This is a genomic window from Enterococcus hulanensis (assembly GCF_005405485.1).
Lineage (GTDB): Bacteria > Bacillota > Bacilli > Lactobacillales > Enterococcaceae > Enterococcus_A > Enterococcus_A hulanensis.
Genome location: NZ_BJED01000004.1, coordinates 24,186 through 51,133 on the forward strand (window position 1 = coordinate 24,186; position 26,948 = coordinate 51,133).

Annotated in this window: 29 protein-coding genes; 5 read left to right on the top strand and 24 right to left on the bottom strand. The window is 41.9% G+C overall.

The genetic code is table 11. The annotated features are described in order from the left end of the window. Positions 1-3: 3 nt before the first annotated feature. The 14 genes from FFR60_RS05320 to FFR60_RS05385 form a co-directional block, all read right to left on the bottom strand. The gene (locus tag FFR60_RS05320) at positions 4-888 is read right to left on the bottom strand and encodes a polyprenyl synthetase family protein (RefSeq protein WP_137663353.1); all 885 of its coding nucleotides are present in this window, start codon (positions 886-888) and stop codon (positions 4-6) included. Then, positions 889-1,110 carry an exodeoxyribonuclease VII small subunit gene (locus tag FFR60_RS05325; protein WP_010740497.1) on the bottom strand — a complete coding sequence of 74 codons (222 nt, stop codon included), beginning with the start codon at positions 1,108-1,110 and terminating at the stop codon, positions 889-891. After that, the gene (gene xseA, locus FFR60_RS05330; protein ID WP_137663354.1) at positions 1,110-2,450 is read right to left on the bottom strand and encodes an exodeoxyribonuclease VII large subunit; all 1,341 of its coding nucleotides are present in this window, start codon (positions 2,448-2,450) and stop codon (positions 1,110-1,112) included. The genes FFR60_RS05325 and xseA overlap by 1 nt, the downstream gene beginning before the upstream one ends. Positions 2,451-2,465: 15 nt before the next feature. Beyond that, the gene (locus FFR60_RS05335; RefSeq protein ID WP_137663355.1) at positions 2,466-3,323 is read right to left on the bottom strand and encodes a bifunctional methylenetetrahydrofolate dehydrogenase/methenyltetrahydrofolate cyclohydrolase; all 858 of its coding nucleotides are present in this window, start codon (positions 3,321-3,323) and stop codon (positions 2,466-2,468) included. A 58-nt stretch (positions 3,324-3,381) separates the two neighbouring features. Further along, on the bottom strand, positions 3,382-3,840 hold the full coding sequence (gene nusB / locus FFR60_RS05340; protein WP_088933060.1) for a transcription antitermination factor NusB: 459 nt from the start codon (positions 3,838-3,840) through the stop codon (positions 3,382-3,384). Continuing rightward, a complete protein-coding gene (locus tag FFR60_RS05345; protein ID WP_137663356.1) occupies positions 3,833-4,258 on the bottom strand; it encodes an Asp23/Gls24 family envelope stress response protein in 426 nt (141 codons plus the stop codon). The genes nusB and FFR60_RS05345 overlap by 8 nt, the downstream gene beginning before the upstream one ends. Before the next feature lie 122 nt (positions 4,259-4,380). Then, positions 4,381-4,938 (bottom strand): elongation factor P, encoded by a 558-nt coding sequence (gene efp / locus FFR60_RS05350; RefSeq protein WP_010745901.1) that lies wholly within the window; start codon positions 4,936-4,938, stop codon positions 4,381-4,383. Positions 4,939-5,134: 196 nt separating this feature from the next. Beyond that, positions 5,135-6,199, bottom strand: a complete 1,065-nt coding sequence (locus FFR60_RS05355) for a M24 family metallopeptidase (RefSeq protein WP_137663357.1) — start codon at positions 6,197-6,199, stop codon at positions 5,135-5,137. 129 nt (positions 6,200-6,328) lie between these two features. After that, entirely contained in the window at positions 6,329-6,565 is a 237-nt protein-coding gene (locus tag FFR60_RS05360; protein ID WP_088933063.1) for a GlsB/YeaQ/YmgE family stress response membrane protein, read from the bottom strand. A 214-nt stretch (positions 6,566-6,779) separates the two neighbouring features. Further along, a complete protein-coding gene (locus FFR60_RS05365; RefSeq protein WP_137663358.1) occupies positions 6,780-7,481 on the bottom strand; it encodes an LCP family glycopolymer transferase in 702 nt (233 codons plus the stop codon). A gap of 118 nt (positions 7,482-7,599) precedes the next feature. Next, positions 7,600-8,379: a histidine phosphatase family protein gene (locus FFR60_RS05370; protein WP_137663359.1), complete on the bottom strand. Its 780-nt coding sequence runs from the start codon at positions 8,377-8,379 to the stop codon at positions 7,600-7,602. A gap of 2 nt (positions 8,380-8,381) precedes the next feature. Next, positions 8,382-9,806: a family 1 glycosylhydrolase gene (locus FFR60_RS05375; RefSeq protein ID WP_137663360.1), complete on the bottom strand. Its 1,425-nt coding sequence runs from the start codon at positions 9,804-9,806 to the stop codon at positions 8,382-8,384. Between the two features lie 12 nt (positions 9,807-9,818). Next, entirely contained in the window at positions 9,819-11,678 is a 1,860-nt protein-coding gene (locus FFR60_RS05380; RefSeq protein WP_137663361.1) for a beta-glucoside-specific PTS transporter subunit IIABC, read from the bottom strand. Beyond that, positions 11,675-12,526, bottom strand: a complete 852-nt coding sequence (locus FFR60_RS05385; protein ID WP_088933068.1) for a PRD domain-containing protein — start codon at positions 12,524-12,526, stop codon at positions 11,675-11,677. Before FFR60_RS05385 ends, FFR60_RS05380 begins: the two co-directional genes overlap by 4 nt. Before the next feature lie 387 nt (positions 12,527-12,913). Here FFR60_RS05385 and FFR60_RS05390 point away from each other — a divergent pair, with 387 nt between their 5' ends. Both FFR60_RS05390 and FFR60_RS05395 read left to right on the top strand, forming a co-directional pair. Next, on the top strand, positions 12,914-13,438 hold the full coding sequence (locus FFR60_RS05390) for a PadR family transcriptional regulator (protein ID WP_088933069.1): 525 nt from the start codon (positions 12,914-12,916) through the stop codon (positions 13,436-13,438). Between the two features lie 109 nt (positions 13,439-13,547). Beyond that, positions 13,548-14,765 carry an MFS transporter gene (locus tag FFR60_RS05395; protein WP_137663362.1) on the top strand — a complete coding sequence of 406 codons (1,218 nt, stop codon included), beginning with the start codon at positions 13,548-13,550 and terminating at the stop codon, positions 14,763-14,765. A 25-nt stretch (positions 14,766-14,790) separates the two neighbouring features. On the opposite strand, the gene FFR60_RS05400 is transcribed toward FFR60_RS05395, so the two are convergent. Together FFR60_RS05400 and FFR60_RS05405 are read right to left on the bottom strand one after the other, a co-directional pair. After that, positions 14,791-15,636, bottom strand: coding sequence for a MurR/RpiR family transcriptional regulator (locus tag FFR60_RS05400; protein ID WP_137663363.1), 846 nt, complete (start codon positions 15,634-15,636; stop codon positions 14,791-14,793). Beyond that, on the bottom strand, positions 15,620-17,065 hold the full coding sequence (locus tag FFR60_RS05405; protein WP_137663364.1) for a glycoside hydrolase family 1 protein: 1,446 nt from the start codon (positions 17,063-17,065) through the stop codon (positions 15,620-15,622). The genes FFR60_RS05400 and FFR60_RS05405 overlap by 17 nt, the downstream gene beginning before the upstream one ends. A gap of 297 nt (positions 17,066-17,362) precedes the next feature. Between FFR60_RS05405 and FFR60_RS05410 the strand changes: the two genes are divergently transcribed. Continuing rightward, positions 17,363-18,079: a glucosamine-6-phosphate deaminase gene (locus tag FFR60_RS05410; protein WP_137663365.1), complete on the top strand. Its 717-nt coding sequence runs from the start codon at positions 17,363-17,365 to the stop codon at positions 18,077-18,079. A gap of 138 nt (positions 18,080-18,217) precedes the next feature. On the opposite strand, the gene FFR60_RS05415 is transcribed toward FFR60_RS05410, so the two are convergent. From FFR60_RS05415 to FFR60_RS05450, 8 genes are all read right to left on the bottom strand, one after another. Then, the gene (locus FFR60_RS05415; protein WP_137663366.1) at positions 18,218-18,928 is read right to left on the bottom strand and encodes a glucosamine-6-phosphate deaminase; all 711 of its coding nucleotides are present in this window, start codon (positions 18,926-18,928) and stop codon (positions 18,218-18,220) included. A 68-nt stretch (positions 18,929-18,996) separates the two neighbouring features. Next, positions 18,997-19,809, bottom strand: a complete 813-nt coding sequence (locus tag FFR60_RS05420) for an RnfABCDGE type electron transport complex subunit B (RefSeq protein WP_088933075.1) — start codon at positions 19,807-19,809, stop codon at positions 18,997-18,999. Between the two features lie 12 nt (positions 19,810-19,821). Then, complete coding sequence (locus FFR60_RS05425) at positions 19,822-20,412, bottom strand: electron transport complex protein RnfA (protein ID WP_088933076.1); 591 nt, start codon at positions 20,410-20,412, stop codon at positions 19,822-19,824. Continuing rightward, positions 20,412-21,089: an electron transport complex subunit RsxE gene (gene rsxE, locus FFR60_RS05430; RefSeq protein WP_088933077.1), complete on the bottom strand. Its 678-nt coding sequence runs from the start codon at positions 21,087-21,089 to the stop codon at positions 20,412-20,414. Before rsxE ends, FFR60_RS05425 begins: the two co-directional genes overlap by 1 nt. A 12-nt stretch (positions 21,090-21,101) precedes the next feature. Then, on the bottom strand, positions 21,102-21,665 hold the full coding sequence (locus FFR60_RS05435; RefSeq protein ID WP_137663367.1) for an RnfABCDGE type electron transport complex subunit G: 564 nt from the start codon (positions 21,663-21,665) through the stop codon (positions 21,102-21,104). Next, the gene (locus FFR60_RS05440; RefSeq protein ID WP_137663368.1) at positions 21,662-22,603 is read right to left on the bottom strand and encodes an RnfABCDGE type electron transport complex subunit D; all 942 of its coding nucleotides are present in this window, start codon (positions 22,601-22,603) and stop codon (positions 21,662-21,664) included. Before FFR60_RS05440 ends, FFR60_RS05435 begins: the two co-directional genes overlap by 4 nt. Beyond that, entirely contained in the window at positions 22,600-23,925 is a 1,326-nt protein-coding gene (gene rsxC, locus FFR60_RS05445; protein WP_137663369.1) for an electron transport complex subunit RsxC, read from the bottom strand. The genes FFR60_RS05440 and rsxC overlap by 4 nt, the downstream gene beginning before the upstream one ends. A gap of 292 nt (positions 23,926-24,217) precedes the next feature. Further along, positions 24,218-25,594 carry an adhesive domain-containing protein gene (locus FFR60_RS05450; RefSeq protein WP_137663370.1) on the bottom strand — a complete coding sequence of 459 codons (1,377 nt, stop codon included), beginning with the start codon at positions 25,592-25,594 and terminating at the stop codon, positions 24,218-24,220. A 341-nt stretch (positions 25,595-25,935) separates the two neighbouring features. Here FFR60_RS05450 and FFR60_RS05455 point away from each other — a divergent pair, with 341 nt between their 5' ends. Together FFR60_RS05455 and FFR60_RS05460 are read left to right on the top strand one after the other, a co-directional pair. Further along, entirely contained in the window at positions 25,936-26,319 is a 384-nt protein-coding gene (locus FFR60_RS05455) for an LPXTG cell wall anchor domain-containing protein (RefSeq protein WP_249354957.1), read from the top strand. Then, the gene (locus FFR60_RS05460) at positions 26,316-26,942 is read left to right on the top strand and encodes a WxL domain-containing protein (protein ID WP_137663371.1); all 627 of its coding nucleotides are present in this window, start codon (positions 26,316-26,318) and stop codon (positions 26,940-26,942) included. The genes FFR60_RS05455 and FFR60_RS05460 overlap by 4 nt, the downstream gene beginning before the upstream one ends. The last annotated feature ends 6 nt before the right edge of the window (positions 26,943-26,948 follow it).

A 26,948-nucleotide genomic window follows, 5' to 3' on the forward strand; every position in this document is an offset into this window, starting at 1 on the left:
ATTTTACTTCTCCAAGGTAAAAAGCGCTAGTAATTCTTCAAATATTTCAGGTTGAAATTCCGTTGCTTCCATTAATTGTTGAATCGTGGTTTCCGCTTGTCCTAATTCATCAGCTAATGCTTGTTTAGCACCTTCAATACCTAACAACGCTGGGTAAGTACTTTTATCTGATTTTTCATCCTGACCAACCTGTTTTCCTAATTCTTCGGTGGTACTTACAACATCTAATAAGTCATCACGAATCTGAAAAGCTAATCCGACATGACCACCAAGTTTTTCAAGAAGTTCAATCACATACTCAGTCTGATTTGCCAAAATTCCCCCAGCTACAAAAGCATAAGTTAAAAGAGCACCGGTTTTTCCGCGATGAATTGCTTTTAAATCCTCTAGAGGAACATGATGCTTTTCTGCAGCCATATCCCCTGCTTGGCCTGCAACCATGCCGCTGATACCAGCAGCTTTAGCTAATAACTGTATCAATAATACATTCTCTGCTGAATCTAAAGTTGTCTCACTAATTAATTGAAAAGCCCCAGTTAAAAGTCCATCGCCAGCTAAAATTGCTAAGGCATCTCCAAAAATTTTATGATTAGTTGGTTTTCCACGACGTAAATCATCATTGTCCATCGCTGGAAGATCATCATGGATCAATGAATAGGTATGAATCATCTCAAGTGCTCCAGCAGTTTGATAAACAGGAACTGTCAATTCTTTTTGAAAAGCTCGCACAGTGGCTAAAACAATCAACGGGCGAATTCTTTTACCACCTGCTTCAATTGAATAAAGCATACTCTTCTTTAGTTCTTCATGAGTGGTGCAAGTGTTGATAAAATCGATGACTTCTTTTTCAACTTTAGGCAATTCTTCAGCAGAAAGCTGCTGTAACATTTAGGCTTCCTCCTCACCAGTAAATGGCACTTCTTCATCTTCACTCATCATTTTAGTTAATGTTTTCTCTGCTTTTGTCAAAGTATCCTGACATTGCTTGCTTAAAACCATTCCTTTTTGAAAAGCTTCTAATGCTTCTTCTAGCGGAACATCGCCGCGTTCTAACTGTGTTACGATAGTTTCGAGTTGAGCAATTGATTCTTCAAAGGTTGTATTTTCCATTATTTTGTCCCTTTCTCAATTTCAATTTCTAAAACAGATGCTTTTACGGTACCATCGGCAAAATGTACCGTCATTTCTTTTTCTTTTAAATCTTTTACCGAGCGAATCACGTGATCATCTTGAGTCGTATAAGTAAAACCACGTCCCATCGTTTTCAATGGACTTAGTAAATCAAGGGATGTGACTGCTTGTTGAAGGCGTCGCTGTTGATTTTCTAAGTAATTCTGCATTTGCTGCTGTAACCGTTCTTGCAAATAGTCCATTTGTTGCTGTGCTTGTTTAACACGATTAATAGGATTGGCTTGGGCTAAGCGATTACTATACTGCATCAATTCTCGCTCACGTTGATTAACTAAGACAGTCATATTCTGCTGTAATTGTTGGATTAATCGATCTAATTGAACGCTTTGGGCTTCATACAAGCGATTTGGTTGTCTAAAAATGTATGACTGCTGTAATCGTTCAAAACGCTCTTTTTTTCGTTGCAATTGATATAAAAAAGCTTGTTCCAAACGTGCCTGCTTTTCTTTTATTCGTAAGATTTCTTCTGATAAAACCGGCACAGCTAATTCCGCAGCAGCCGTTGGCGTGGCTGCACGAACATCTGCCACTAAATCAGCTATCGTCGTATCAGTTTCATGACCGACTGATGAAATTATCGGTATGGGAGAAGCAGCTATCGCTCGTGCGACTATTTCTTCATTGAAGGGCCACAAATCTTCGATTGATCCTCCACCACGTCCAATAATCATAGTATCGAAATCTAAGTTTTCGGCTTTTTTAATATTTTTAACGATATCAGCCGCGGCTTTATCACCCTGTACAAGCGTTGGGAATAGTACCAACTGTGTGATTGGATAACGACGTTTCACTGTCGTGATGATATCGCGAATAACAGCTCCGCTAGAACTTGTTATCACGGCTATTCTTTTAGGATAGCGCGGCAATGGTTTCTTAGGTTGTGAAAACAGACCTTCTTTATCCAACTTTTCACGCAGTTCTGCAAGTGCTTGGTATAAAGCGCCGACACCATCGGGTTCCATATGATCAATATAGATTTGATACATCCCGCTTGCTTCATACAAAGCTACGCGCCCCACTACTAAAACCTTCATACCTTCTTTAGGAGTGAACTTGAGCTTTTGGAAAGCTCCCTTGAACATGATCGCGTTGATTTTTGAACGTTCATCCTTCAAACTGAAATACTGGTGATTATTCGGACGCATGCGGAAATTTGATATTTCCCCGGTCAAATAGACCCGCTCTAAATAGGGGTCTACATCGAATTTTCGTTTAATATATTTGTTTAAAGCACTGACAGTTAAGTACTCTTGTGCCATTTAAACACCTCTTTGCTATTCGTGATTCAATACTTGGCGTTTGCAACATTCTACTGTTTGTTGCATTAACATTGTAATGGTCATAGGACCTACACCACCAGGAACAGGCGTGATGTAGCTAGCAATCGGTTCGACTTCATCAAACTTCACATCGCCGATTAACTTGCCTGCTTCATTACGGTTCATACCAACATCAATTACAACTGCTCCTGGTTTAACAAACTCTTTCGTAACAAAATGACCTTTACCGATTGCTACGACTAAAATATCTGCTTTGCTAGCAACTTTTGCTAAATCTTCAGTTTTTGAATGCGTTAGTGTCACCGTTGCATCGGCGCCTAAGAGTAAGATTGCCATGGGCTTACCGACAATATTGCTACGTCCAATCACAACCGCTTGTTTCCCAGCTAATGGAATATCATATTCTTCAAACATTTTCATAATACCGTATGGTGTACAAGGAATCGTATGCGGCATCCCTGCAAATAATCGACCCATGTTCATTGGATGGAACCCATCAACATCTTTTAATGGATTGATTGCAAGGAGCACTTTTTCTTCATCAATATGTTCTGGTAATGGCAACTGCACTAAAATCCCATGAAATTCATCCGATTTATTGAAATAGTCAATTTCTTTAATCAAATCAGCCTCTGTGATCGTTTCAGGGTAACGTTTGACTTCAGAATGAATTCCGATTTTCTTCGCTGCCCGCTCCTTATTTCTCACGTATATTTGACTAGCGGGGTTCTCTCCGACCAATAATACGACTAAACCTGGATGAACACCTTTTTCTGCCAATGTTTCAACTTGTTTTGCTGTTTCTTGTTGGAGCTTTTCTGCTAATTCTTTACCATTAATAATTTGTGCCATATTCATTCCCCGCTTCTTTCTCTATATAGTTTAAATGAAGCTGGGAAAAATAGCTTTATCAGCTATTTGCCCCAGCTTCATCGATCTCTTTCATTACATTAGATAAGATACCATTGACGAACTTTCTTGATTGGTCATCACTGAAAGTTTTGGCTAATTCGATTGCTTCATTTAGAACCACTCGATTGGGTACTTGAGTGTTATACAACATCTCATAAATTCCTAGTCGTAAGATAATCAAATCCATTTTTGCAATTCGTTTAATCGACCAGTTAGAACGTAAATGTTTTTGAATAATTTCATCTAGTTCTGCTTGGTGTTCTACGACCCCGCCAACTAACTCATCAAGATAGACTGGAACAAAAGCTTCTTCGTCTTCACTGACGAACTCTTGTTGGTCAATACTCAATGCATGGTTAATGGCATCTTTTTTCGTTAATTCTTGGTTAACGTCTAATGGGAATAACGCCTGTAAGGCTTTTTCCCGAATCTCGTGTCGTGATAATTCTTTACTCATTATTTTCCTCTTCATCATTGAATAATTCTTCTAAGGTTGGTTGTTCTAATTTTTCAGCAACAACACCAACTACATGGATGTTTACTTCACTTAAAGCTACATCTGTCATAAACAAAACCTGTTGTTTTACTCGTTCTTGCATGGCCATGGCCACTTTTGGTACAGAAGTACCGTAGTCAAAGTAAGAATAGATATCGACTTTCAAACCGTCTTCATCATTTTTAAGATAAACACCTTTTCCGTGAGCTGCTTTGCCAAGCAACTCATTCACGTTGCTGGCTAAAGAACCACGCATGCCATAGACACCATCAACTTTAGAAGCCGCGATTCCGATAATTACTTCGATCACTTCTGGTGCAATGATAATTTCACCAAGTTCAGGACTTTCGCCTAAAACCAAATTTTTTTCATCTGCCATCTTACTCTCTCCTTATTACTCCAATGTACTTATCTTTTCTATAAGAAAAAATAAGTCTGATGTTCATGTATCTTCATTAGATATACTTTTATATTTAGCTAACTTCTTGGAACACAGGCTATTTAAGCTCGGGACACATAACTTCCATCTTGTGTGTTAACAATCAGTTTGTCTCCTTGATTTACGAAAAATGGTACGTTGACTGTCAAGCCAGTCTCCATCACAGCAGGTTTTGAGCCGCCTGACGAAGTATCACCTTTAATGTTTGGCTCCGTTTCTGCAACTTCTAATGTTACCGTGTTTGGAAGGTCAACACCTAAAACTTCATTGCCATACATAATAACCGTTAACTCTGTATTTTCTAATACGTAAAGCATTTCTTCTGCCACTTGTTGTTTGGGCATTTCGATTTGTTCATAGCTTTGCATATCCATGAAAACATAATTATCTCCGTCATCATAAAGATACTGCATTTTTTTATTGTCAATTTGAGCTTTCGCTACTTTTTCGCCAGCACGGAACGTTTTTTCTTGCACAGCTCCAGTACGCAGATTTTTAAGTTTTGAACGAACGAAGGCCGCACCTTTACCTGGTTTCACATGTTGGAAATCAACTACGCGCCAAATGCCGCCGTCCACCTCGATAGTCAAACCAGTTTTAAAATCGTTTACTGAAATCATGATACTTCCTCCTAATTCAATGAAAGGTAATCAATGGATTTTTATGTCCAGTAAAATTGATTACCTGCACGTTGCACCATCTTTACAGATTTGGTTCTAGTTTATCATTTCTTGTTTACTTACGCTACCACTACTCGATCACGGATAGTTCTTTTTAATGAAACTATTTTTTAAGTCGTTCATTGCCCTGATCTTACTATATAATAATCAAATCTTTCGGTGAGTGCGTTAAAATCCGATTGCCCCCAGCTAAAATCACTAGGTCGTCCTCGATCCGGACACCGCCAAGACCAGCTATATAAATACCCGGTTCGTCAGTAATGATGCTGCCGACTTTTAAAGGTTCATCATTGAAACGAGTAATGTTTGGTCCTTCATGAATTTCCATCCCAATACCATGCCCCGTAGAGTGACCAAAAGCCTCGCCATAGCCAGCTTCAGTAATAAAATCTCGGGCTATTGCATCCAGTTGTGCACCGGTAACTCCAGCTTGCGCTACATCAATAACTTTTTGTTGTGCCTCTAACACAATTTGATAGATGTCTTTTAACTGCTGTCCCGGATCACCTATTGCAAAAGTACGTGTGATATCTGAAACATACCCTTGATAGACACAGCCAAAATCAAGCGTGATCAAATCGCCTTGCTCGATCGTTTTTGTACTAGCAACACCATGAGGCAAAGCAGACCGAACTCCACTAGCTACGATCGTATCAAATGACGTTCCCGTTGCACCCAGCGAGCGCATAAAGAAGTCTAATTGGTTTGCAACCTCGATTTCTGTCATTCCCGGACGAATCATTTTTAAAACATGCTCAAATCCTTCATCAGCTATTGTACAAGCCTTCTCAATGATGGCAATTTCTCCATCGTCCTTCTGCTCACGCAACGTTTCAATCAAACCGCTGGCCGGAGCCAATTCCGCATCAATTACTTCTTCAAAAACAGAGTACTCAGCATAAGTCATGAAAGCATCCTCAAACCCAAGAACGTTGATACCTTCACTTTCCATCAGCTTGATAATTTCTCCTACGACATCTCCTTGTTGTTGGACGATCGTCATCGCTTGAACTTGCTCACCAGCTTGCTCAGTGTAACGAAAATCAGTAATAAAAAACGCTTTTTCTAAAGTAATAAATGCTAAGCCTGCTGTTCCTGTAAAATTTGTCAGATAGCGAAGGTTCGCTGGACTCGTTACTAAGTATGCATCGATTACTTCTTTTTTCATCAGTGCACGTAATTTTTCAATTCGTTTTATCATTCTTATCACCCACTCTCCATTATAACAAAGAGTTTCAAAAAGCAGAACGAACACGACTAGAAAAACAAAAAAGACTACTTTTGAACACGAAAAAACAGAAGCCTTTTTCAAGCTTCTGTTAATTAAATCTTATCGTCGCCCTGTTAAAAATGAGGCAACTGCCACAACGACTACTGCCCCTAGAATCGATGGTACTAGAGCCATTCCTGCTAAGTGCGGACCCCAATGTCCGAAAATCGTTTGGCCGATATACGATCCTGCCAAACCTGCAATAATATTAAAGATACAGCCCATTTGCTTTCCTCGTCCAGAAAGGCTTCCGCCGATCGCTCCGATCACGGCACCTACTATTAAAGTCCAAATCATAATTATCCCTCCATTTTTAAATGTAACAAAGTCCTTTTTTTATTCCTAAAACAAAAGCGTCAATCGCAAATGTCAAGTACCTAACAATAGTTTATCCAAAAAGTTTCGCAGTTGTGAAACTTAGAAAAAGACTGATATGATCGCTTTTATGCCTATGTAAGCGGCTAATCCGAGCAATAAAAACGCTTTTTCACGACTACCTGTGAATAACTTTTTATTCAATTAAATCTGATCGAAGTTTCACCCTGTTTTTCTCCCAATCGATCCTATCTAAATGATAGGGAAAATTTCCACTTAATGAATAACTTCCATTTTCAGGCACATTGGTTTTGTTCATCCTTGCATTGCCTTTGGCCAAATAACCTGTTCCCAACTTTAACATATCTTTTAAGTTGAGATTGCTGCCTGAATGCTCTTTGACTGTTCCATAATTATTGGTGATAGCAGACAAACTCGGACGAACCGTTTTGCGTTTCATTAAGCGAATAATATCTTCTTGCCGTTCAAATACATCGATGCGACCATCCTGATCAATCTGATAGCTGATGTAAGCATCAATTTCATCCAACGTTAGCCGCTGTTCGCCTTTTATAAACTGCTGTCCATTTTTTAAAGCGATAAAGTCTTTGTAGACTGTTACTGGCATTTTTCCATCCTCATCGAGACCTGCTTCTTTCACACCAAGCAAACTGTTTTCTTTTTTTAAGATTAGATATTTTTTTACTTCTATAGAAAAGGCAACTGAAAAATAAGCTAAAAACTTTTCAATTGGCACTTGCGTGTACAATTCACCAAGTGTCAGTTTCTGAATTTTTATTTCAGGCGAGACCCGCAACAGACTATTTACTCCGCTGGTCAAATCATAAACAAAAAAACTTGAATACTCTTGGTCATCAAATACAAATAAAACTTTCATGACGATCTTCCTCTCTGAAATAAGTTTATTAAAGATTGAAAGAAAAAACATCCGCCGTAAGTCTGAGGTTTAAACGCAAAAAACTTTCGATAGATTGCTATCGAAAGTTTTTTTGTATTTACTCTACATATTGAGTGTCATTGATTTTATCTACAGAGTATTTATTGTCATGGTACTTAAGTGTAGTTACACTGCAGTTATCGATTGCCTCTCCTTGATATTCGCCAGGAACTAACATCTCTAATAAAGTAGGAATCATACTGCCAGAAGAAACGATTAATACATTCTTGGCCTTTTTCTTTTTCGCGTTGGCAACTACTTTGTCCATAGCAGCTTGACCTCTTGTAGTGATTTCTTCGTACGTTTCCGCTACTTTTAATGAATCACTTTCTGCTATGGCGTCCGCTACACCCTCATCACCTAATTTGTTCACCAATTTGTCATAGTCAGTCCACTCTTCATCGAACTTAAGACCATTTGCCTCAAAAATTGGTGTCCACATCTCTGCATTTGTTTTTCCTTCAAAGCCGCCGTAATTCCATTCTTTAAAACCATCGTGTTCGCTTATTTTAGGTGTCTTATTTTTGTTTTGCGCAAGAATCAATTTCGCTGTATTTCTTTGACGACCTAAATCACTTGAATAAGCCAAATCAAATTTAGTATTTTTCAATCCTTTGCCTACTTGCTTCGCTTGTTCGATCCCTTTATCGGTCAACGGTGAGTCCGCAAAGCCTTGGACCTGACCGGTTGTGTTGAAAAAAGTTTTCCCATGACGAACAAGATAAATCGTTATTTCGTCCTTTTTGTCTGCTGCTTTTTCCTTCGCCTGTGCAGAAATTCCACTAGTCAGGCTAAGTCCTAGTAATGCAACGAATAATAATCGTAAAATTTTTTTCATTCCTATAACTCTTCCCCATTGCTCTTGATAACTTTTTGATACCAATCAAAGGAATCTTTTTTAGAACGTTCTAAACTTCCTTTACCCTCGTTATCTAAATCAACATATATGAACCCGTATCGTTTACTCATTTCTCCCGTAGTTGCACTGACCAGATCAATTGGTCCCCAAGTTAGATATCCAAAGCATTCTACATAATCTTCATCTACGGCTTGCTTAACTGCCTTAATGTGCTTTTTCAAATAGTCGATACGATAATCATCGTGAATCGCTCCATTTTCTATTTGATCGACAGCACCTAAGCCATTTTCAGTAATTATGATTGGCAATTCATATTTTCGATACAAGTAATTCATCACATAACGAATTCCCGTTGGATCAATACCCCAACCCCATTTTGATTGTTCTATATGAGGATTTTGAATACCACCGAACAAGGCTGTTTCTGCCTCAACTGGTGTGTTCGGTTCTGAAATGCTGGACATGTAATAATTCAGACCAATAAAATCGATCGAACCTTTAGCAAAATCCTCTACATCATTTGGTTGATTTTCTAAATCAATATTCAATGATTCATATTGCTTCAATTTATATTTAGGAAATTTGCCATTGCACATAGCATCAACTTGATAGTAATCTCGATCGTTGTCTAAGAATCCTTTCAAGACATTATCTGGCTGGCAATCATATGAATAGATTGGATTCAATCCGAAAACGCAGCCGATTTTGTTTTTTGGATTGATTGTTCGTCCTAAACGAGCCGCCTTAACACCTGCTAGAGTCATGTTGTATCCGATTCGTGCTAAATCTTCTGCAGGATTTTTCATCTCACTATATTTTAGACCAGCAATTAAGTAGGTAAATATATCCGATTGCTCAGATTGCGGATCAAGATGATTCATCTCATTAAAGGTGATCCAATATTTTACTTTGCCGTCATAAGCGCGCATAACTGTTTCGCAATAATGCAGATAAAAATCGATGACTTGCCGATTTTTCCAAGAACCATATTTTTGAACTAAATGGATTGGCAGCTCAAAATGATAAAGTGTCACAATCGGTTCAATCCCATTTGTTAGCAGTTCATCAATAACTTTCTCATAGTAATCAAGTCCATTTTGATTTGGCGCTTGTTCATCACCATTCGGAAAGATCCGTGACCAATCGATCGAAATACGTAATGCGTTGAAGCCCATTTCTTTAAATAATTGGATGTCTTCTTTGTAATGATGATAAAAATCGATCCCTAGATGGGAAGGATAATCTAGCTTTGGATCAATCGATTCAGTAATCAGTCGCGGTTCATTATTTGACCCTTTTGTAACAAAGTCCATAATCGCTGGTCCTTTGCCGCCTTCTTGCCAAGCTCCTTCACATTGATGGGCGGCGATGCTGCCGCCCCACAAAAAATCTTTTCTTAATGTCATAAACTGCTCCTTTTATAAAATCACTGTTAGTAATTCTTCGTCTTGATCATTGCTCGCTGAAATTACATCAAGGTAATCATTTGAATTTGTTACAACCACAATGATTACTGGATCAAAACCGGCTTCTTGTACTTTATCTGCTTGATATTTAGCTAAAATATCACCTTTTTTCACTTCTTGACCTTGCTCTACAAACCCTTCGAAGTATTTTCCTTCCAGATTCACAGTATCAACGCCGATATGAATCAGCAGTTCTACACCGTTTTTAGTTTTGATGCCATATGCATGCTTCGTTGGAAAAGCAACCGTGACAGTTCCTTCAACAGGAGATACAATTGTCTCTTCGGCATTAGCAGGTAAAATACCGACACCTTTTCCTAATGCACCTGAGGCAAAGGCCTTATCACTGACTTCGCTCAATGGAATCGCTGTACCTTCAGCAATTTTTCCAATACAAATCTGCTTTAACCCTTGATTGCTTTCTAATGCTTCCACTAATTCTTTTTCTTCAAGTTCTTCTTCAGAAACTTCTTTTGGAATACCGACACCGTAAGCTACTGCTGCTGCACCGACAAAGCCAACAATGACACTGACCAACATCCAAATAAAATTGCTGGTCCCACCAGCTAAATAAGTTGGCAAGGCAGCTAAGCCCCAAACAAATCCCATTGTTCTTACACCAGTTAAACCAGCGATCAATCCGCCAAGTCCACCGCCGATAATAACGGCTAAGAACGGTCGACGATATTTTACAAAGACACCAAAAACCGCTGGCTCTGTAATCCCCATTAAGGCACTAAAGCTTACTGTACCGAACATTTGTCGTTCATGACCTTTTTTCGCACGTAAGAAGTAGCCAAACATAGCACCACAAACCGCAATGTCAGAAATCGTTGCTGCGTGGTTGATGATTGGATCATAGCCTAATGTTCCCAAGAAATTCAACACGATTGGATAGGTAAAATTCGCTGCTCCTAAAACGATCAAGAATGGTTGGAACGCCGCGTACAGCATTACTACGATCCAGTTTCCGATTGTATTCATCAGTATGCTGAAGAATGCATTTACTCCGTCACCGATCAATGTTCCAATCGGACCAAAAACTACTAAGATGACTGGGAAAGTCAAGACAAGCGACAAAGCTGGTACTAAGAAATACTGCAATCCGCTTGGAATGATTTTCTTCAAATATTTCGTCACTACACTTAAAAACCACACGCCAAGTAAAATAGGAATAAATGTATTGGCAGAACCGATCGTCGGTAAATTATAACCGAACAACTCTAGTCCTTTGACACCATCAATACTGGTTGAAAGTAGAGCCACCGCTAAGGCCATTGCTACATACTCATTCAGCTTCATTCGTTTAGCTGCGGAGGCCGCAATAAAGACTGGTAAAAAGTGGAAAACCCCGCCGCGTAATGTGTCAAAAATCATATAAGTTGAGCTATCTTTTGAGACCAGCCCTGTTAATGAAATAATTGCCATAATGCCGGCAATCATACCTGCCGCCAGTAATACCTCAATAATCGAAGTCATTGTCTCCGAAATCATGACTAGAATCGATGAAGCGATACCCTTGATACCTTTTGCTTTTGGTTTTTCGGCTTCCTCACCGTCGGGCTTTAAGCCAAGCATTGCCATGAATTCATTGTAAACGTCCGTTACATGTGTCCCAACGATGATTTGATACGCAACGTCATTGGAAACAACATCGATCACGCCATCTAAATTTTTGATTTCTTCTGTTTTAGCTAGACTGCGGTCATTTAGTGTCAAACGCAGGCGTGTCACACAGTGCGCGACTGCTTTGATATTATCTTTTCCGCCGACCAACTCGATCAGCTGTTTGTTTAATTTTTCATAACTCATTTTTTGTCCTCCATTCTTTCTGTCACACGATTGATATGAAGCATCAAATAGGTCTCTTCATTGATGGAAATTTCTAAATTAAATTGCGACTGCACGTAGATTTTCATTTTTTGAACAGCCTTAAAGGATTCTGGATACAACTGACAAACCTGTTTGTACAGTTCTAAGGTTTCTGATCCATCATTAAAAATTTCACCATCAATAATTCGCTGCACAAAATATTGCAGGTGTGTGGTAAATCGCATATAGTTCGTTGATTGTTCATCTAGATTCACATTGAAATGATGCTCCACAATTGAAACCAAATCGCCTAATGTACGCATCTCCAATACATGATCCTTACGACCTTCGCGACTTTCCTCCATGTTGACAAAGTGTAAACATAACGATACTGCTTCATCTTCAGGCAGCTGCAGCCCCTTTTGCTCCTCAATCATTTTTAATGCTTTAAGTCCAACTTTGAAATAATCCGGATAAAATCGTTTCGTATCCCAAATCAATGGACTTTTAATAAATTGTTGTTTCTCTACTCGCTTTAAAAGGAACTCCAGGTGATCAAGAAGAGCCAAACTCAAATAGTCACTTGCTTTGATGCCAAGTTGTTCCTCCCCATAGGAAATAATTTTGCTGATCAAAAGAATATCGTTGGGGTCAGAATGAGATAATAAATAGCTGAAATGATCCAACATATCAAAGGAATCGAGAATATACATTTTTTCGACTTCCTCTTCTGATATCTGCTGCCCCTTTTTCTTTTTGAAACCAATTCCTTTTGCAACGACGAAGACCTCATTTCCTCCACGCTTCACCAATGCAACGTTATTATTTAAGATTTGGCTGATCTTCATTTTTTCCTCCTTTCCAGAAAAAAAACCCAAGAAAGTATACAGTGAGACCTTGGTCTCCTGATTAGCTTCCTTGAGTTCTGCCTGATTATCTTCAGTAACATACTCACAATCATGACTCCAGCGCCATGATCGGTCTTTTCTCTTTATTATTTAATAACTTCATTCTAAGGGATGCACATATGAATGTCAACGCTTTCTTCAAATGTTGCTAATTCTATTTTTTTAATGTATCGATCAACAAATAAAATCTTTTGTTATTTAAAACGAAATTATTCCAACATTGATTGACTCCGTTAGCAAAATTATTAAACAGTGATACAATAGATTCGGAGAAAAGTTTCATGGAAAAAATATTTAAACAAAATCCTTAATGGAAAGGATCACAGGATGAATACGATTAGTTATGTTGTTCTAGCGATGCTTGTACGTTCGCCTTTGACCGGTTACGAGTTGAAACGCTTCTTGAATCTTTTTTGGGAAGCCCATCATAGTCAAATCTACCCAACCTTAAAAGAGCTGCGAAAACAGGAGTTGATCGAGATCATCGATATTCCTGATGGTAAGCGAAAAATCTATGACATTACGCCAGCAGGAAAAGAATTAGTAAAGGAATGGGTCTTTACGAAGAGTCATGCGCCTTCTCAGAAGGATGAATTCTTAGCCAAAGTTTTTACGATCTCTGCTTTGGATCGAGATACATCGAAATTTTTGATCATGGAGCGAAAACAATATTTCCACGAGCAGCTTAACGAATATTCACAGGTTTTAGCCAGCGTGGAGGAATTAAGTGCGGAGGAACGTCGTAAAAATTTTGGCCGCGAGCTGATTCTTGAACGAAAGATTCGTCTATGCAAAGAAGAACTTGCTTGGTGTGCTTGGGCCGAAGAGAAAATCGATGAATACTTCAAATAGTAACGAGCAGAAACAGATCATTTGCGATCTGTTTCTTTTTTTCTGGAAATATATGTAAAAATATTTATGTAAATATTGACACAAATAAAATTTGTGATTAAACTGTTGGATGGAAAGTGGTGACTTAATGGAAAATTTAAACGAAAACTTAGTTACGGAAAAAGAAAATGGCAAGGCTGCTTATGTTGTCGCCTTTGCCTGCATGATCGCCTTCATGGGGATCGGATTGGTGGATCCTATTTTAAATTCGATCGCAAAATCCTTACAAGCAACGCCTGCACAAACAACGCTATTATTTACCAGTTATATGATGGTGACGGGAATCGTTATGCTGTTCACTGGATTTGTTTCTAGCCGGATCGGGACCAAGCAAACCTTAATGTTGGGACTATTTATAATTATTTTATTCGCACTTTTTGCTGGCTTGTCCAATACAATCGATGCGTTGATCTACTTCAGAGCTGGCTGGGGCTTAGGTAATGCGCTATTTATTTCAACAGCATTATCAGCGATCGTCAGTGTTTTGATCGGTCAAACGGAAAAATCGATCATGCTTTATGAAGCGGCAATGGGACTAGGCATGTCGATTGGCCCGCTAGTCGGTGGATCACTTGGTTCGATCTCTTGGCGCTGGCCTTTTGGCGGTGTATCGGTGTTGATGCTGATCTCATTCCTATCAATTTTGATCATGTTCAAGGAACCTAAAGGCGCAAAAGAAAAAATTGAATTTTTTGCTGGGGTCAAAGCATTGAAAAATCATAAACTGCGTTCAGTTGGTTTGATTGCGCTGCTTTATAATTTTGGTTTCTTCACTTTACTAGCATATGCTCCCTTTTTAATGCCGAACTTTTCAGAAATGGAAATTGGGATGACCTTCTTCGGCTGGGGAATTTTATTGGCGCTTTCTTCTATTTTCTTGGCAACACGCTTTGAAAGAAAAATCGGGACTTTTTATACTTTAATGATTGGCTTTATCGGATTTGTTATTTGCTTACTGCTGATGGGAATCAATGCGGATCAACCTGCGCTTGTAGCGGCCGCTTTGATCGTCGCGGGTTTCTTTCAAGGGATCATCAATACCTTGATGACTACGATCGCGATGGAGATTCCGGGGATCAAACGGAATATCGCTTCATCAACGTACAGCTTCGTCCGTTTCTTCGGCGGTTCCCTTGCTCCTTTTGTCGCTGGTCTGATCGGTGCCAGATTCGGCGGGAATTATACCTTCTATTTTGCCAGCGCGATGGTCTTTATTGGGATTATCTTAGTTGTGGTTCATTCGCAATATTTTGAAACAAAAGAAGAAGAGCTTGAAGAAAATGCGTAAAAAAAGAGCGAGTAATCGCTCTTTTTTATTGCATTAATTGGCGGACTTTTTTGGCTAATACTTCGATCATGTAGATGACGGGTATCTGAGTCGTGGTGTCAATCAAGTATTCATAGGACTCGATCGTTTTCTTTTCCTGTTGAACATAATAGGCCAAGTTGCAATCCGAGATTTTGGCTAACGGATTGTTGCGGCTGTTGGTGATCGAAATAATTTTTGCTTCGCTGGCTTTGATCAAGGGCAATGTTTTCAAAAACATTTCTCCTGAAACAGAGAAGAAAATGAACACAGTGTCTGATGAAGTCGGTATATCGATGGCGAACATTGGATTGTCAACATTGACCGCGAATTTTCCTAATGAAGAAAAATAGCGGGCCGCATAAATCGCCATTACTCCAGAATTTCCTGTCCCGACACAAATAATCATACGGGCATCTGCGAGAACTTGAGCGGTTTCGTCTAATTTCTTTTGAAAATTTGTTTCCTTCGCCCGCGCAAAGAAGGCCTCGGCAACGGAGATGTCATCGACTATCTCCGCTTCGGTTTGAGTTTGTTCCTTTTTGAAAAGCAGCTTGAATTCGGTGAAGCCGCCGCATCCGACTTTTTTAGCAAAACGTGTGATAGACGCTGTGGAAACATGGGTCTCGGCAGCTAGTTCTCGGATGGTCATATAAGGAATTTTCGCTGGATTTTCAATAATAAAATTATAGATTAAGTAGTCTAAATCATTAAAACTTGATAGCTGTTCGACTGAAAACATCGGCATCTCCTCCAGTGCAATCTCAAATAGATTGTACTGGTTGGAGCTAGCTAATGCAATCGGCAAAAAATTGTTGGGCAAATATAATTGGTTATTATAGATTGGCGCCATTTTGCTGAATCGTTTGTTGGAACCAAGCAAAGCTGTCTTTTTTCAGTCGCTTTTTACTGCCTTGGCCGTAGTCGTCAATGTCCACATAAATGAAGCCGTAGCGTTTACTCATTTGATGTGATGAGGCGCTCACGATATCAATCGGTCCCCAGGCATAATATCCTCGAACATCTACACCATCATAAAGGGCTTCCTTCACCTGCTTCAAATGCTCCGCCAAATAGTAGCTGCGATAGTCATCATGAATCTCGTCTTCCTCAACGATATCAGTGGTTCCCAACCCATTTTCTGTAATGTAGATTGGACATTGATAACGATCATAAAATTGATTCAAAGCGATCCGCAAGCCAACTGGATCGATCGACCAGCCCCAAGGTGTCTTTTCCAATTCGGGATTACTCAAGAAAGAGCGATTATTTTCATTTGATTCCTTAGAAACTAAACTTGAATAATAATAGGAGAAGGAAAGAAAATCAGTGGTGTTTTTCAGGACTTCTTCATCCCCTTCATAAAACGCGATATTAATCCCCTGTTCCTCAAAATATCTAAACGCGTAATTAGGATACTTGCCGCGAAGCAGCACATCGCTATAAAAATAGTCCATTTGCGAATATTGCAAGGCCGCCAGTGCATCCTCTGGTTTGGTCGAAGCCGGATAAACTTGATCGGCAAAGACCATCATTCCGATCTCCATGTCAGGATTGATCTTTATCGCAGCTTCCTTAACCATGGCGCTGGCTACCATCATATTGTGCAAGCCTTGATATTTTGCTTCAAGCAAGTTTTCTTGGGTATCCTCTGTTACCCCCAGATGGCAAAAGGATTGATAGCCGATCAAGTTGATTTGATTGAAGACGATCCAGTATTTCACTTTATCTTTATAACGCTCTAAAATAACCTTGCTGTATCTCACAAAATGCTCGATCAGTTCTCGTGAGTACCATCCGTGATAATGAGTGGTCAAAAAGATCGGCATTTCATAATGGGACAATGTGAGCATCGGCTCCATCCCGTTTGCAAGAATCGCATCGATCAGCTGATCGTAGAATTTTAAGCCCTCTTCATTGGGCGCTTCCTCAACACCGGTAGGGAAAATCCGTGACCAATCAATTGACGTTCGGAAAGTGTTCAGACCTAGTTCCTTTAAGAGTTTCAGATCTTCTCGATACGTATGATAAAAATCAATCCCCCGCAGCTTAGGAAAATTACGGCCTTCGTGGTTTTTGATACTCTCGATCGCTTCGTTGACAAAGGTTGATGTCGTGTCTCGTTCCATCCGATTGGCTAATGGAATATCAGCGACAAACTCATTGATGTTGGAAACATTCAAGCCTTTGCCGTCAATATCATATGCTCCTTCTGCTTGATTGGCAGCAATCGCGCCGCCCCATAAAAAATCTTTAGGAAATTCACGTTTATTTTTTTTCATTTTTCCTGCTCCCTTCCTTGCTTATCCCGAGTATAGCTGGCCGCTGGATAAAAAGTAACGGCATTGGGGCTTTCGGTTACAGGAAACAGCATCAGATTCTTGTGACGATCCTGACACAGGGTGTAACAATTGCTGGTTTATTAGGAACGAAAGTAGTCATTCATTAAAAACTTTATGGGTTTTTCCAGTGTCTTTATGCAAATGGGCGAGAATCATGGTATGGTTGTTTTGAAAGCGTTTTTAAACTGACGACTTGATTGCTTTTAGTCAAAATAAAAAAGAAGCGAGGTTCGTTTGATGAAAATTACGACAGTGAAAACCTATGAGGCGATGAGTGAATTAGCGGCAGCCACTATTTGGTCGAAAATGAATAGTGATCGGCGCGTCAATTGCGGAGTGACCATTGGTGCGGCGCCAAAAAGAGCATACGAGTTAGTGATTGAAAGAATGAAGTGTAACAAGCATTACTCCAATTTTCATGTCTATACGTTGGATGGCAGTCCTCTTGAGCATACTCAGCACACGACGACCTACGCTGAGATGAAGAAAATATTTTTTGAGCCGGCGAGAATCAAAGAAGAAAATATTCACGAAATAACGCTGCAAAATTATTCGATGTTTGATCAGCAAATCGAAGACGATGGTGGGCTGGATCTAGTCATTATCGGCTTAGGCAGTGACGGACGTTTTTGCGGCAACCTGACTCAAACAACCGATTTTAACAGCTTGGCTTATGAGGTTGAGATTAAGCCGGACTATCCGTGGTATGAATTTTTCGCTGAGCTGTATCGTTCTTACAATCAAGCGGTTCCGAAATCCTTTGTCACGCTGGGACCGCTAAGTATTATGAAAGCTAAGGAAGTCCTGTTGATCGCTCATGGGGATAACAAAGCCGAAGCTCTGGCAAAAATGCTGAAGGGGCCGCTGACTGAAGACTTCCCTGCTTCTTTTTTAAGGCAGCATTCAAATATTACTGTGATCGCTGATGAAGATGCCGCGAAATTAATCAGCTAAATTAGAAAGGCTTCGCGAACTCGCTCAGCTGGACATCGTTAAAGCTGTTGATTCAATATTTTACTTTTGAAATTTTTATACTTGCTTTAAAATTGACAAAAAGACAGAGAAACGTCGGACGTTTCTCTGTCTTACTTTTTATGATAATTGACTTGCGGCTGCGCGATCTAAAATCACCGTCAAGTTAGGATGCAGACGCAAGACTGATGCTGGTACATCCTCTGTGATGGGACCTTCCAATGCCTGCTTGATAATCCCCGCTTTCTTTTCGCCGTTTGCGATCAGGACTAATTCTTTTGCGGCTAGAACCGTTTGCGGACCAAAAGTTACCATTTCTTCGCCCGGTGTATGGGGGCTGGATTCATCAATCATTTTATACAGCTCATCCTCTGGAGCCATCGGCACTCGATAGACACCGTAATCAAAGGAAGTGAACTCCGGCAGATTCCCGCAAAAATGGCCATCGCTGCCAATCCCCATCAAGACAAAATCTAACCCCCCATCTGCGGCGATTTTCTGATCATAGGCCTGATACTTTTTCGAATCCAGCACTTCAATATTCTCTTCTTCGATTCCTAATGGCAGAAATAATTCTTCTGTCAAAGCTTGCATAGTCAGACCATATTCCTGATCCTTTAAGGTGATCTCATCAAAGTTATAAAAATGCGCCAAGCTTTGATCAAAGTCCACTTGTTTTAAACGATCGGCTAAAATTTCATAGGCGCGTTTGGGTGAAGAGCCAGCGGTCAAGGCTAAGTTCACTCGGCGACTTTCTGCCCACTTCATTAAAACGATATCTGCTGTGATTTGACTTAAGGTCTCATAATTTTCTGTGACTAATAATTTCATTTCAACACCTGCCCTTTTCTTTTAATGATAGCATAAATTTTGAAAGGGCTTCCTATTTTTTAAGATACTCAGCTAGGAATTTTTTCTTTTGCCGGCATTTTCAAAATACAGTTTTGCGGACAGATTTCGATACAATCTCCGCAGTTGATACAGAGCTCTGGATCGATCACTGCCACATTGTTTTCTATCTTAATGGCTTTTTGCGGGCAGGTCTTCACGCAGCGATTACAGGTGATACAGCCGACATCGCAAATTTTGCGAACGCCGCCGCCTTTATCCTGATTCGAACAAGCCACGATCGACGTGTTCTCCGCTGGCAGCATCTTAATCAGATTCTTGGGACAAGCGGTAATACATTTTAAGCAGCCGACGCATTTGTCAGGATCGACCTTGGCTACTCCGTCGACGATATGGAGCGCGTCGTACTCACAAACCGCTTCACAATCGCCAAAGCCCATGCAGCCAAAACGACATTCCTGCGGACCGCCAAAAAGCTGATTTGCTCCATAACAAGTAGTGGTTCCAGCGTAGTCCATTTTGCTATTAGTGAACTCGCAGGTTCCGTTGCAGCGCACAAAGGCCGCGACCTTCTGTACATCACCGACTTCGACACCTAAAATTTCTGATAAGGCTTGACGCGTGCTCGCCCCGCCCGGCGTACAGTTAGTAGCTCCTGCTGTACCTTCCGCCATGGCTTTGGCATAGCCGTCACAGCCCGAAAAACCGCAGGCACCGCAATTGATCCCCGGCAAGGCGTCTCGCAGTGCTTCTTCCTTTTCATCGACTGGCTTATGAAAGATGATCGTTGCGAGGGAAAGTATGACGCCTGCGATCAATCCCATACCGCCAACAATGCCGATGGGTATCATGATTTCTGTCATTTTTTCCACCCCCTACTGGAATAATCCTTCTGCCAAGCCGGCAAAACCAAGAAACGATAATGAGACGATTGCTGCTGCGATCAAGGTGATTGGTAACCCTTGAAGCGACTCAGGAATATCATTTCCCTCCAAGCGGCCCCGCACACCAGCGAAAATCACCATAGCAACTAAAAAGCCGATCCCCGCTGCAAATGAATTGACCATTGATTGCATAAAGGAATAATTTTTCGAAAAGTTCAGGATCGTTACTCCTAATACCGCACAGTTCGTGGTGATCAGCGGCAAATAGATCCCTAAAGCATTATAAAGCGGCGTCATGTAGCGCTTCATTACCACCTCCACTAGCTGCACCAATGCTGCGATCGTTAGAATAAAGACGATCGTCTGCAAATAATCCAAGCCTAAAGGCACTAATACAGAAGCATAAAGCGGGTAGGTCACTAAAGTTGCCAAAACCATAACGAAGGTTACTGCTAGTGACATACCGACTGCCGTGTCTAATTTCTTCGAGACACCTAAAAACGGACAGATCCCTAAAAACTGTGACAAAACAAAATTATCCGTTAAGATACCTGCGACGATAATCGTTACAAAAATCTGCATTATTGCTCACCCGCCTTTTCATCACAAACGACGGTGCAGGCTTCTGCGATTGGACAAGCCGTGCAATCGAGATCCTTCGCTTTGCGGTCGCTTAATTTATTCGCCAGCATGACCAGCATTCCAAAGACGAAGAACCCGCCTGGCGGCAAGAGCATGATCGTCATTGGCGGGATCACACCTGCTGTGATTGGGAAGCCTAAAAATGTGCCGCTTCCTAAAAGCTCGCGAATGCCTCCCATGCAAAGAAGCGTCATGGTGAACCCTACACCCATTCCCAGCCCATCCAAGGCTGAGTGAAGGACCGTGTGATCTTTGGCATAGGCTTCTGCTCGACCAAGAATGATGCAGTTTACTACGATCAAGGGCAAGTAGATCCCCAAGGTCGCATCTAATGCTGGTGCCAAAGCCTTTACTGCCAATTGAACAACCGTTACGAAACCAGCGATGATGGTGATAAATGCGGGAATTCTGACCCGATCAGGAATCACTTTCCGTAAAAGAGAGATCATGACATTTGACCCTAAGAGCACTACTGTCGCCGCGACTCCCATACCTAAGCCGTTCAAGGCCGTGGTCGTTACCGCTAGGGTCGGACAGGTCCCCAAAGTTAGCCGCAGAACTGGATTTTCAGTGATCAATCCCTTCGTGAATATGCGGGATGTTTTTTCTTTTTCCATTCCATCTCCCCCTTATTTCTCTGATTTAGCCACTTGCTCGAAAAGCGCAAGTGCTTCTTTGACCGATGCGGCTACGGCATTGGAGGATTTGGTCGCTCCGGTTACCGCTTCGACTTGGTTTTTACTGGAAGGTTCATTTTTCACAACTTCTAGCGAGTCATTTTGGCCGGCAAATTGCTTCACAAATTCTTTTTTCGTCACATTTTGGCCGAGTCCGGGAGTTTCATTCGAAGCGTCTAACACATCTACCCCCACGACTTTGCCATCCTTGACGGCACTCATGACACTCACATCGCTGCCGTACCCATAGGTTTTGGTGACAAAGAGATACCCCAGTGTCTTGCCGGATGTATCCAAGGCCTTGTATCCTTGGTTGTCTCCTGACACCTTCACTTCTTGAAAATCATCGGCCTTAATCAGCTGACTCATGACACTTTGCGTTTGTTCCCATTCTTGCTGAGCAATCCGATCTTTGAAAACCGAGCGTGTGCCTGCGACCGCAAAGGTAATCACCAGACAAATGATAAATAGGCAAAGGGCATCAGTAAAAATAACTTTGGAGTTTGCTTGCTTCATTTCACCTTCGCCCCCTCACCAAAGACCTTTGGAATCGTCAAATTCTCAATATGAGGAACTAGGATATTCATCAATAAAATGGCATAGGAAACACCTTCCGGCAATGCCGCAAAGAAACGGATCAGCACCGTGACAATTCCGCAGCCGATCCCAAAAATGATCTTGCCGTTTCTGGTGATCGGTGATGTCGTGTAATCTGTTGCCATGAAAATCGAGCCCAGCAATAATCCACCAGACATCATTTGGTACAAAGGATTTCCACCTAATAAGGTAGAGAAAATAACGACAGTCCCGATAAAGCAAAGCGGAATGATCGGCGAGATGACCTTTCTAGCTACTAGGTAAACGCCGCCGAGAAGGAGCGCTAAAGCACACGTTTCACCTAAGCTTCCTGCACGGATACCTAAGAACATATCCAGCAAGGAAGGGATTTTTTGACCCGTTTGAGAAGCGGAAAAATAGGTCGCCGACGAAATAACATCCGGCCGAAACATATAATAATTAAGCGGCGGCTGCCAAGTCGTCATCTGAGAAGCAAAGGACATCATCAAAATGATGCGGGCAGTAATCGCCGGATTGACAAAGTTTTGACCAACACCGCCGAAGAATTCCTTCACGATGACGATCGCGATCACACCGCCTAAAATCGCCATCCAAAACGGCAGTGTAACCGGCAGATTTAAAGCGAGTAATATTCCTGTCACGACCGCCGTCAAGTTGTGGATCGTATCTGGTCGTTTCAATATTTTTCGCGTTAGGTATTCGCTGCCTACACATGACGCAACGGTGACTAAAATCAAGATAAGAGCACGAAAACCAAAAATAATCGTCGAAGCGATAATAGCTGGAATCAAAGCGATGATCACATCCAGCATGATACCGCGGCTGCTTCGTCCGCTGTGGAGATGGGGCGAAATGGAAACAGGTAATTTGTTCATTGGGCAGCCTCCCTTTCTAACTGTTTTGCTCGTTTCATGGACTGAACCAGTCGGCGGCCGGCAGGACAAACAAAGGCGCAGCACCCGCATTCCATACAGGCGGAGACGTTCAGCTTCTGCAACCCGGCTACGTCGTTATTCCGTGTGCAGCGTTCGATCTGAACAGGCAATAATGACATGGGACAAGCCTCCACACAACGCCCGCAGCGAATACACGGAGACTCTTCAGGCAAGCTTTGAGCTTCAGATAAAATCGTAATCGCATTGGTCTGCTTGGTGATCGGCAGCTCCGTAGAAAATTGTGCGATTCCCATCATCGGCCCGCCGAGGATGATCTTGCTAGGCTCGTCAATCAAACCGCCGCAGTATTTGATAACATCGCCGATTGGTGTCCCCACTGGAACGACCACATTTTTCGGCTGCGCGACATTTCCATCCACCGTGATTCGTTTGTGGGTCAGCGGCATCCCAATCTCGATGTACCGCTGCAAGAGTGAAACTGTCGAGATGTTGGTGATCAGACAGCCCACCTCAGAAGGCAGCTTGCCAGGCGGGATCTTCCGGCCAGTCGTGGCATAGACCAGCATTTTTTCTGCCCCTTGGGGATATAATGAAGGAATCTCCATCACATCAATACTGGGATCAAGATCAGCCAATTCACTCAAATGCTTCCGCAGACTTCTTAGTCCCTTTGGCTTATTGCTTTCGATCCCTACTACGCCATGAGCAATATTCAAATGCTTCATGATCGTCTGCATCCCCGCGATGATCCGCTCCGGATACTCCAAGCTTTCACGATAATCCGAGGTAATAAAAGGCTCACATTCCGCCCCATTGATTACTAATGTGTCGATCGGTGTATCTTCTTTAACATTCAGCTTCACATGCAGTGGAAAACCGGCTCCGCCGATCCCGACAATGCCACTTTCACGAGCGGCTTTTAAAAGGTCTTCTTTAGAATTGATTGGAACAGGATTTGGCTCGGGAAATTCCACCGGCAACCCGTCGCTGGCGATATGAACAGCCTCACACATCTGACCATTCGCCATCAAAACCGGTTTGATCCCTTTGACCTTCCCTGAAACAGATGCGTGGATCGGTGCCGAGACAAAGGCTTCAGAATCACCGATCACTTGTCCGACTGTAACGACATCCCCCTTCTTGACCGTTGGCTGACAAACTCCGCCGATATGTTGCTGCATCGGAATCGTCACAATTTTCGGCGGCTCCATAAAAACGCTTTCAAATTCGGCCGTGTTTTTATTATGGGGGACTTTGACACCTCCTTTAAATTTTGCGATTGCTTTCGTTATTGTATCCATAGACAAACCTCCTCAGTGGTCCAATAAAATCATTGTTGATCATCAGTTTGCGACAGTTCTCTTTTCTAATAAAATAAGTTCACTCAAAAATAATCATGATACGAATAAATGCGGTGGCTGCTCGGGTCGCTCCATACGCCTTTTTTCACAAATTGATTCACAAACTTCAACGACGATTTTATCAGTATACTTCTATGTTTATGATAGCACAGTGAAAAACAAATGTAATTAGTTTTCACAAAGTCACAAAAAAAAGTACCTAGTTTCCTAGGCACTTTTGACTGTTCCTCTTTCAGGGCGTATTAGAAAGCGTCCACTGCAGGGTTGTTTGGTAACTTCCTGTCTGACGCGGCGTGTTTTTCGGTACCAGAAGCTGAAATTGATTCAGCGGCAGTTCGACATAGCCGGCAGCCGTCGTACTGTCGAGAGTCATCAGTGTGACCTGATTGCTGGGAAGCATCTGGATCGTTTGATTCGCTACAGCGGTGTAATTTTGAAAGTTGGTTTTCAATGCTCCTAAGGAAATAGCGAGACGCGTATTGGTCAAACTTTTTTGCCCGCTCATCCAGTTATTCGCCTGAGCTACTTTTAACTGCCAAGCCTTGGCGGCGGTGCGGGTATCATCAATGCGAATCGTTCCTGTTTGAAGCGGGTTGGCACTATTGCCGCCGACATGGGCATTCCAGCTCTCGTCTACTTTAGTTTGGATCGGATGAGTCCCGAAATTCAAATTCGTCGGCAGCAGCTCACTTTTCATCGCTAAATCCCCCGCATCAAAATAAATATTCGTATTGCCGCCGAAGTTGCTCAAAAGCTGAATCGTCAGATCATCCGTTTGAACGATCCCGCCGCGAATCAACGCTGTGTAGTCTTGGGTCAAGCCGCTTGGACTAGTCACAAAAGTCGGAATGGAAACGTCGGTTTTGCCTAAAATTGAGGCTGATACAAGGTTCGTGCTGATCGCTGAGTTTGGATTTCCCAAAGAGGTAAGCAGACCGCTGACACTGGATAATACCTGTGTCAGCACTAACCCAATCAATCCGAGGGGCAGCGTATTAAGCACATTGTTCAAATCAGTCAGCCGGTTAGACAGCGTACTAGTCAAAATCGGCAGCAGGCCTTGGCTGATATTGACTCCCAGCAAGGTGGCGGACAATTGTTCAGTCGTTATCGGCAGATTTTGATTGCCGTAGTTCTCATTTTTCAAATTGTTGATGGCTTGGTTGAGGCTGTTCAAAGGTGCCTGCAGCGAAGGATTCAAGGGCAGCAAAGTACTAATCGTCGTAACCAGTGTTGATAACAGCGTCAGCAGACCTCCGATCGGCAAATCCGCCAGCGGGATCGTCACAGTAGTCATTACTGTCGCAGTTCCATTCGGTGTGACCTTACTTGAAAGCTCTGACGGGACCGAGATCAACGCGTACTTTTTCCCCGTCTTAATCAGGCCGACCCCGGTGGTTCTTCCATCGATGGAAAAGGTCACCGGTTGTTGACTGACATTTAAATAAGGTGCTGCCGCAGTAGTTCCGCTATTGTTACTCACCTGAGTATTGGCAAATAAATCCACCGAGACTGCGCTTACAATAATATTGGAGCTGGTTAAAAATAAAAACAAGGCGGCTCCTGTGATGCAAATCTGCTGGAACAAACGCGTGCGTTTTCTTTTCATATTGCTTCCCCCTCTATCTTTGATTTTACTTAACCCATCAAAATTTTCCTTTGCGAGAAAATAATCGACGACTGCCCCTGCTTGGTAAAAAAATCGTTCCTTTTCCGTGAAATAAGCCCTAATTACATCAGAAAAGAACCGTTAATCCTGTTGTTTTCTTCCTTAATTAAACACAGCGGAGGTAAATGCGAAAAATATTTTGCTTAACTGTGAAGAAGCTATGAGCGCTTTGATAACGCTTTTTTGGAAACCGGCTATATAATCCCTGCATAAGATTCAAACTCTTTTCTGCGCAGAAAAGAACCGCTTTTTTTACTAGGGACTGAGAAAGGGGGAGGCAATTGAAGAATCTGATGATTTTCATCTTAGGTTTTCTACCGCTCTTCGTTGTTCTTTCTTCACAGGCCGAAGCCGCCGTCACCAATGGCGAGGTTCAGTATTATTACCAAAGCAGTACCGCAACTAGCAACAGCTCCACTTCAGAAACGCAGGAAAACAATACTACAAGTGATTCTCATCCTCTCCACACTACAAGTGAAGAGGTGAATCGCGAGGGCGAATCCGCTTCGTTAAATCATCGCGGCGGCAGTTCACACTCAGGCATCACACGCTTTCTGCAAACAAACGATCAACGCAATCCCTTTTTAATCGTCGTTGGAATACTGATTCTCGCGATTGCTTTTTTAGGGTGGCGAATCGTCAAAAATAGGAGGAAAAACGAATGAAGAAACAAGGTGCTCTACTCATAGCTGGACTTTTTGCAGGCAGTCTGTTCGCCTTTTCAACTGGTGCTCATGCTGTGGATACGACTGGTACGGTCGACTATACTGATGGCGGTATCACGTTTGACCCTCAAGATCCCGAAAATGCAAGTGCTTCATTACCTAAAGATTTAAACTTTGGTTCACACGCTATTCAAACGACTGCGGATGAAACTTGGACCGCTACCTCAGATGGTGTTCAGACATCGCCTGTAACTACCGGTCAAGTCGCAGTTAGTGATAATCGCGGCGATTCCAGCACAGGCTGGACGGTCAAGGTAAACGAGCCGACTCAATTCACCGCTAATTCGAAGCCGTTGACTGGTGCCGAATTAAGCTTCACAGTAGGTGCTTTGACAAACAATGTGAACTCCCTGCCAACCGGTACCCGTATCGCAGATAGTGCCAAAACAGCCTTGCTGGTCAACCAAACAGTCACCGTTTTGACCGCGCAGCCAAATGAAGGTGCCGGCGAAACCGCTCTGCCGATCACTAAATTTGAACTGAACGTACCAAAAAACACTGCTAAGGAACAGGCACAGTACCAAACAACCTTAGTCTGGACCTTCTCAGCAACACCAAGCTAAAAAACT

Coding starts and splice junctions, on each gene's coding strand:
- FFR60_RS05320 (WP_137663353.1), bottom strand. CDS start 888: ATGTTACAGCAGCTTTCTGCTGAAGAATTGCCTAAAGTTGAAAAAGAA.
- FFR60_RS05325 (WP_010740497.1), bottom strand. CDS start 1,110: ATGGAAAATACAACCTTTGAAGAATCAATTGCTCAACTCGAAACTATC.
- xseA (WP_137663354.1), bottom strand. CDS start 2,450: ATGGCACAAGAGTACTTAACTGTCAGTGCTTTAAACAAATATATTAAA.
- FFR60_RS05335 (WP_137663355.1), bottom strand. CDS start 3,323: ATGGCACAAATTATTAATGGTAAAGAATTAGCAGAAAAGCTCCAACAA.
- nusB (WP_088933060.1), bottom strand. CDS start 3,840: ATGAGTAAAGAATTATCACGACACGAGATTCGGGAAAAAGCCTTACAG.
- FFR60_RS05345 (WP_137663356.1), bottom strand. CDS start 4,258: ATGGCAGATGAAAAAAATTTGGTTTTAGGCGAAAGTCCTGAACTTGGT.
- efp (WP_010745901.1), bottom strand. CDS start 4,938: ATGATTTCAGTAAACGATTTTAAAACTGGTTTGACTATCGAGGTGGAC.
- FFR60_RS05355 (WP_137663357.1), bottom strand. CDS start 6,199: ATGATAAAACGAATTGAAAAATTACGTGCACTGATGAAAAAAGAAGTA.
- FFR60_RS05360 (WP_088933063.1), bottom strand. CDS start 6,565: ATGATTTGGACTTTAATAGTAGGTGCCGTGATCGGAGCGATCGGCGGA.
- FFR60_RS05365 (WP_137663358.1), bottom strand. CDS start 7,481: ATGAAAGTTTTATTTGTATTTGATGACCAAGAGTATTCAAGTTTTTTT.
- FFR60_RS05370 (WP_137663359.1), bottom strand. CDS start 8,379: ATGAAAAAAATTTTACGATTATTATTCGTTGCATTACTAGGACTTAGC.
- FFR60_RS05375 (WP_137663360.1), bottom strand. CDS start 9,806: ATGACATTAAGAAAAGATTTTTTGTGGGGCGGCAGCATCGCCGCCCAT.
- FFR60_RS05380 (WP_137663361.1), bottom strand. CDS start 11,678: ATGAGTTATGAAAAATTAAACAAACAGCTGATCGAGTTGGTCGGCGGA.
- FFR60_RS05385 (WP_088933068.1), bottom strand. CDS start 12,526: ATGAAGATCAGCCAAATCTTAAATAATAACGTTGCATTGGTGAAGCGT.
- FFR60_RS05390 (WP_088933069.1), top strand. CDS start 12,914: ATGAATACGATTAGTTATGTTGTTCTAGCGATGCTTGTACGTTCGCCT.
- FFR60_RS05395 (WP_137663362.1), top strand. CDS start 13,548: ATGGAAAGTGGTGACTTAATGGAAAATTTAAACGAAAACTTAGTTACG.
- FFR60_RS05400 (WP_137663363.1), bottom strand. CDS start 15,636: ATGGCGCCAATCTATAATAACCAATTATATTTGCCCAACAATTTTTTG.
- FFR60_RS05405 (WP_137663364.1), bottom strand. CDS start 17,065: ATGAAAAAAAATAAACGTGAATTTCCTAAAGATTTTTTATGGGGCGGC.
- FFR60_RS05410 (WP_137663365.1), top strand. CDS start 17,363: ATGAAAATTACGACAGTGAAAACCTATGAGGCGATGAGTGAATTAGCG.
- FFR60_RS05415 (WP_137663366.1), bottom strand. CDS start 18,928: ATGAAATTATTAGTCACAGAAAATTATGAGACCTTAAGTCAAATCACA.
- FFR60_RS05420 (WP_088933075.1), bottom strand. CDS start 19,809: ATGACAGAAATCATGATACCCATCGGCATTGTTGGCGGTATGGGATTG.
- FFR60_RS05425 (WP_088933076.1), bottom strand. CDS start 20,412: ATGCAGATTTTTGTAACGATTATCGTCGCAGGTATCTTAACGGATAAT.
- rsxE (WP_088933077.1), bottom strand. CDS start 21,089: ATGGAAAAAGAAAAAACATCCCGCATATTCACGAAGGGATTGATCACT.
- FFR60_RS05435 (WP_137663367.1), bottom strand. CDS start 21,665: ATGAAGCAAGCAAACTCCAAAGTTATTTTTACTGATGCCCTTTGCCTA.
- FFR60_RS05440 (WP_137663368.1), bottom strand. CDS start 22,603: ATGAACAAATTACCTGTTTCCATTTCGCCCCATCTCCACAGCGGACGA.
- rsxC (WP_137663369.1), bottom strand. CDS start 23,925: ATGGATACAATAACGAAAGCAATCGCAAAATTTAAAGGAGGTGTCAAA.
- FFR60_RS05450 (WP_137663370.1), bottom strand. CDS start 25,594: ATGAAAAGAAAACGCACGCGTTTGTTCCAGCAGATTTGCATCACAGGA.
- FFR60_RS05460 (WP_137663371.1), top strand. CDS start 26,316: ATGAAGAAACAAGGTGCTCTACTCATAGCTGGACTTTTTGCAGGCAGT.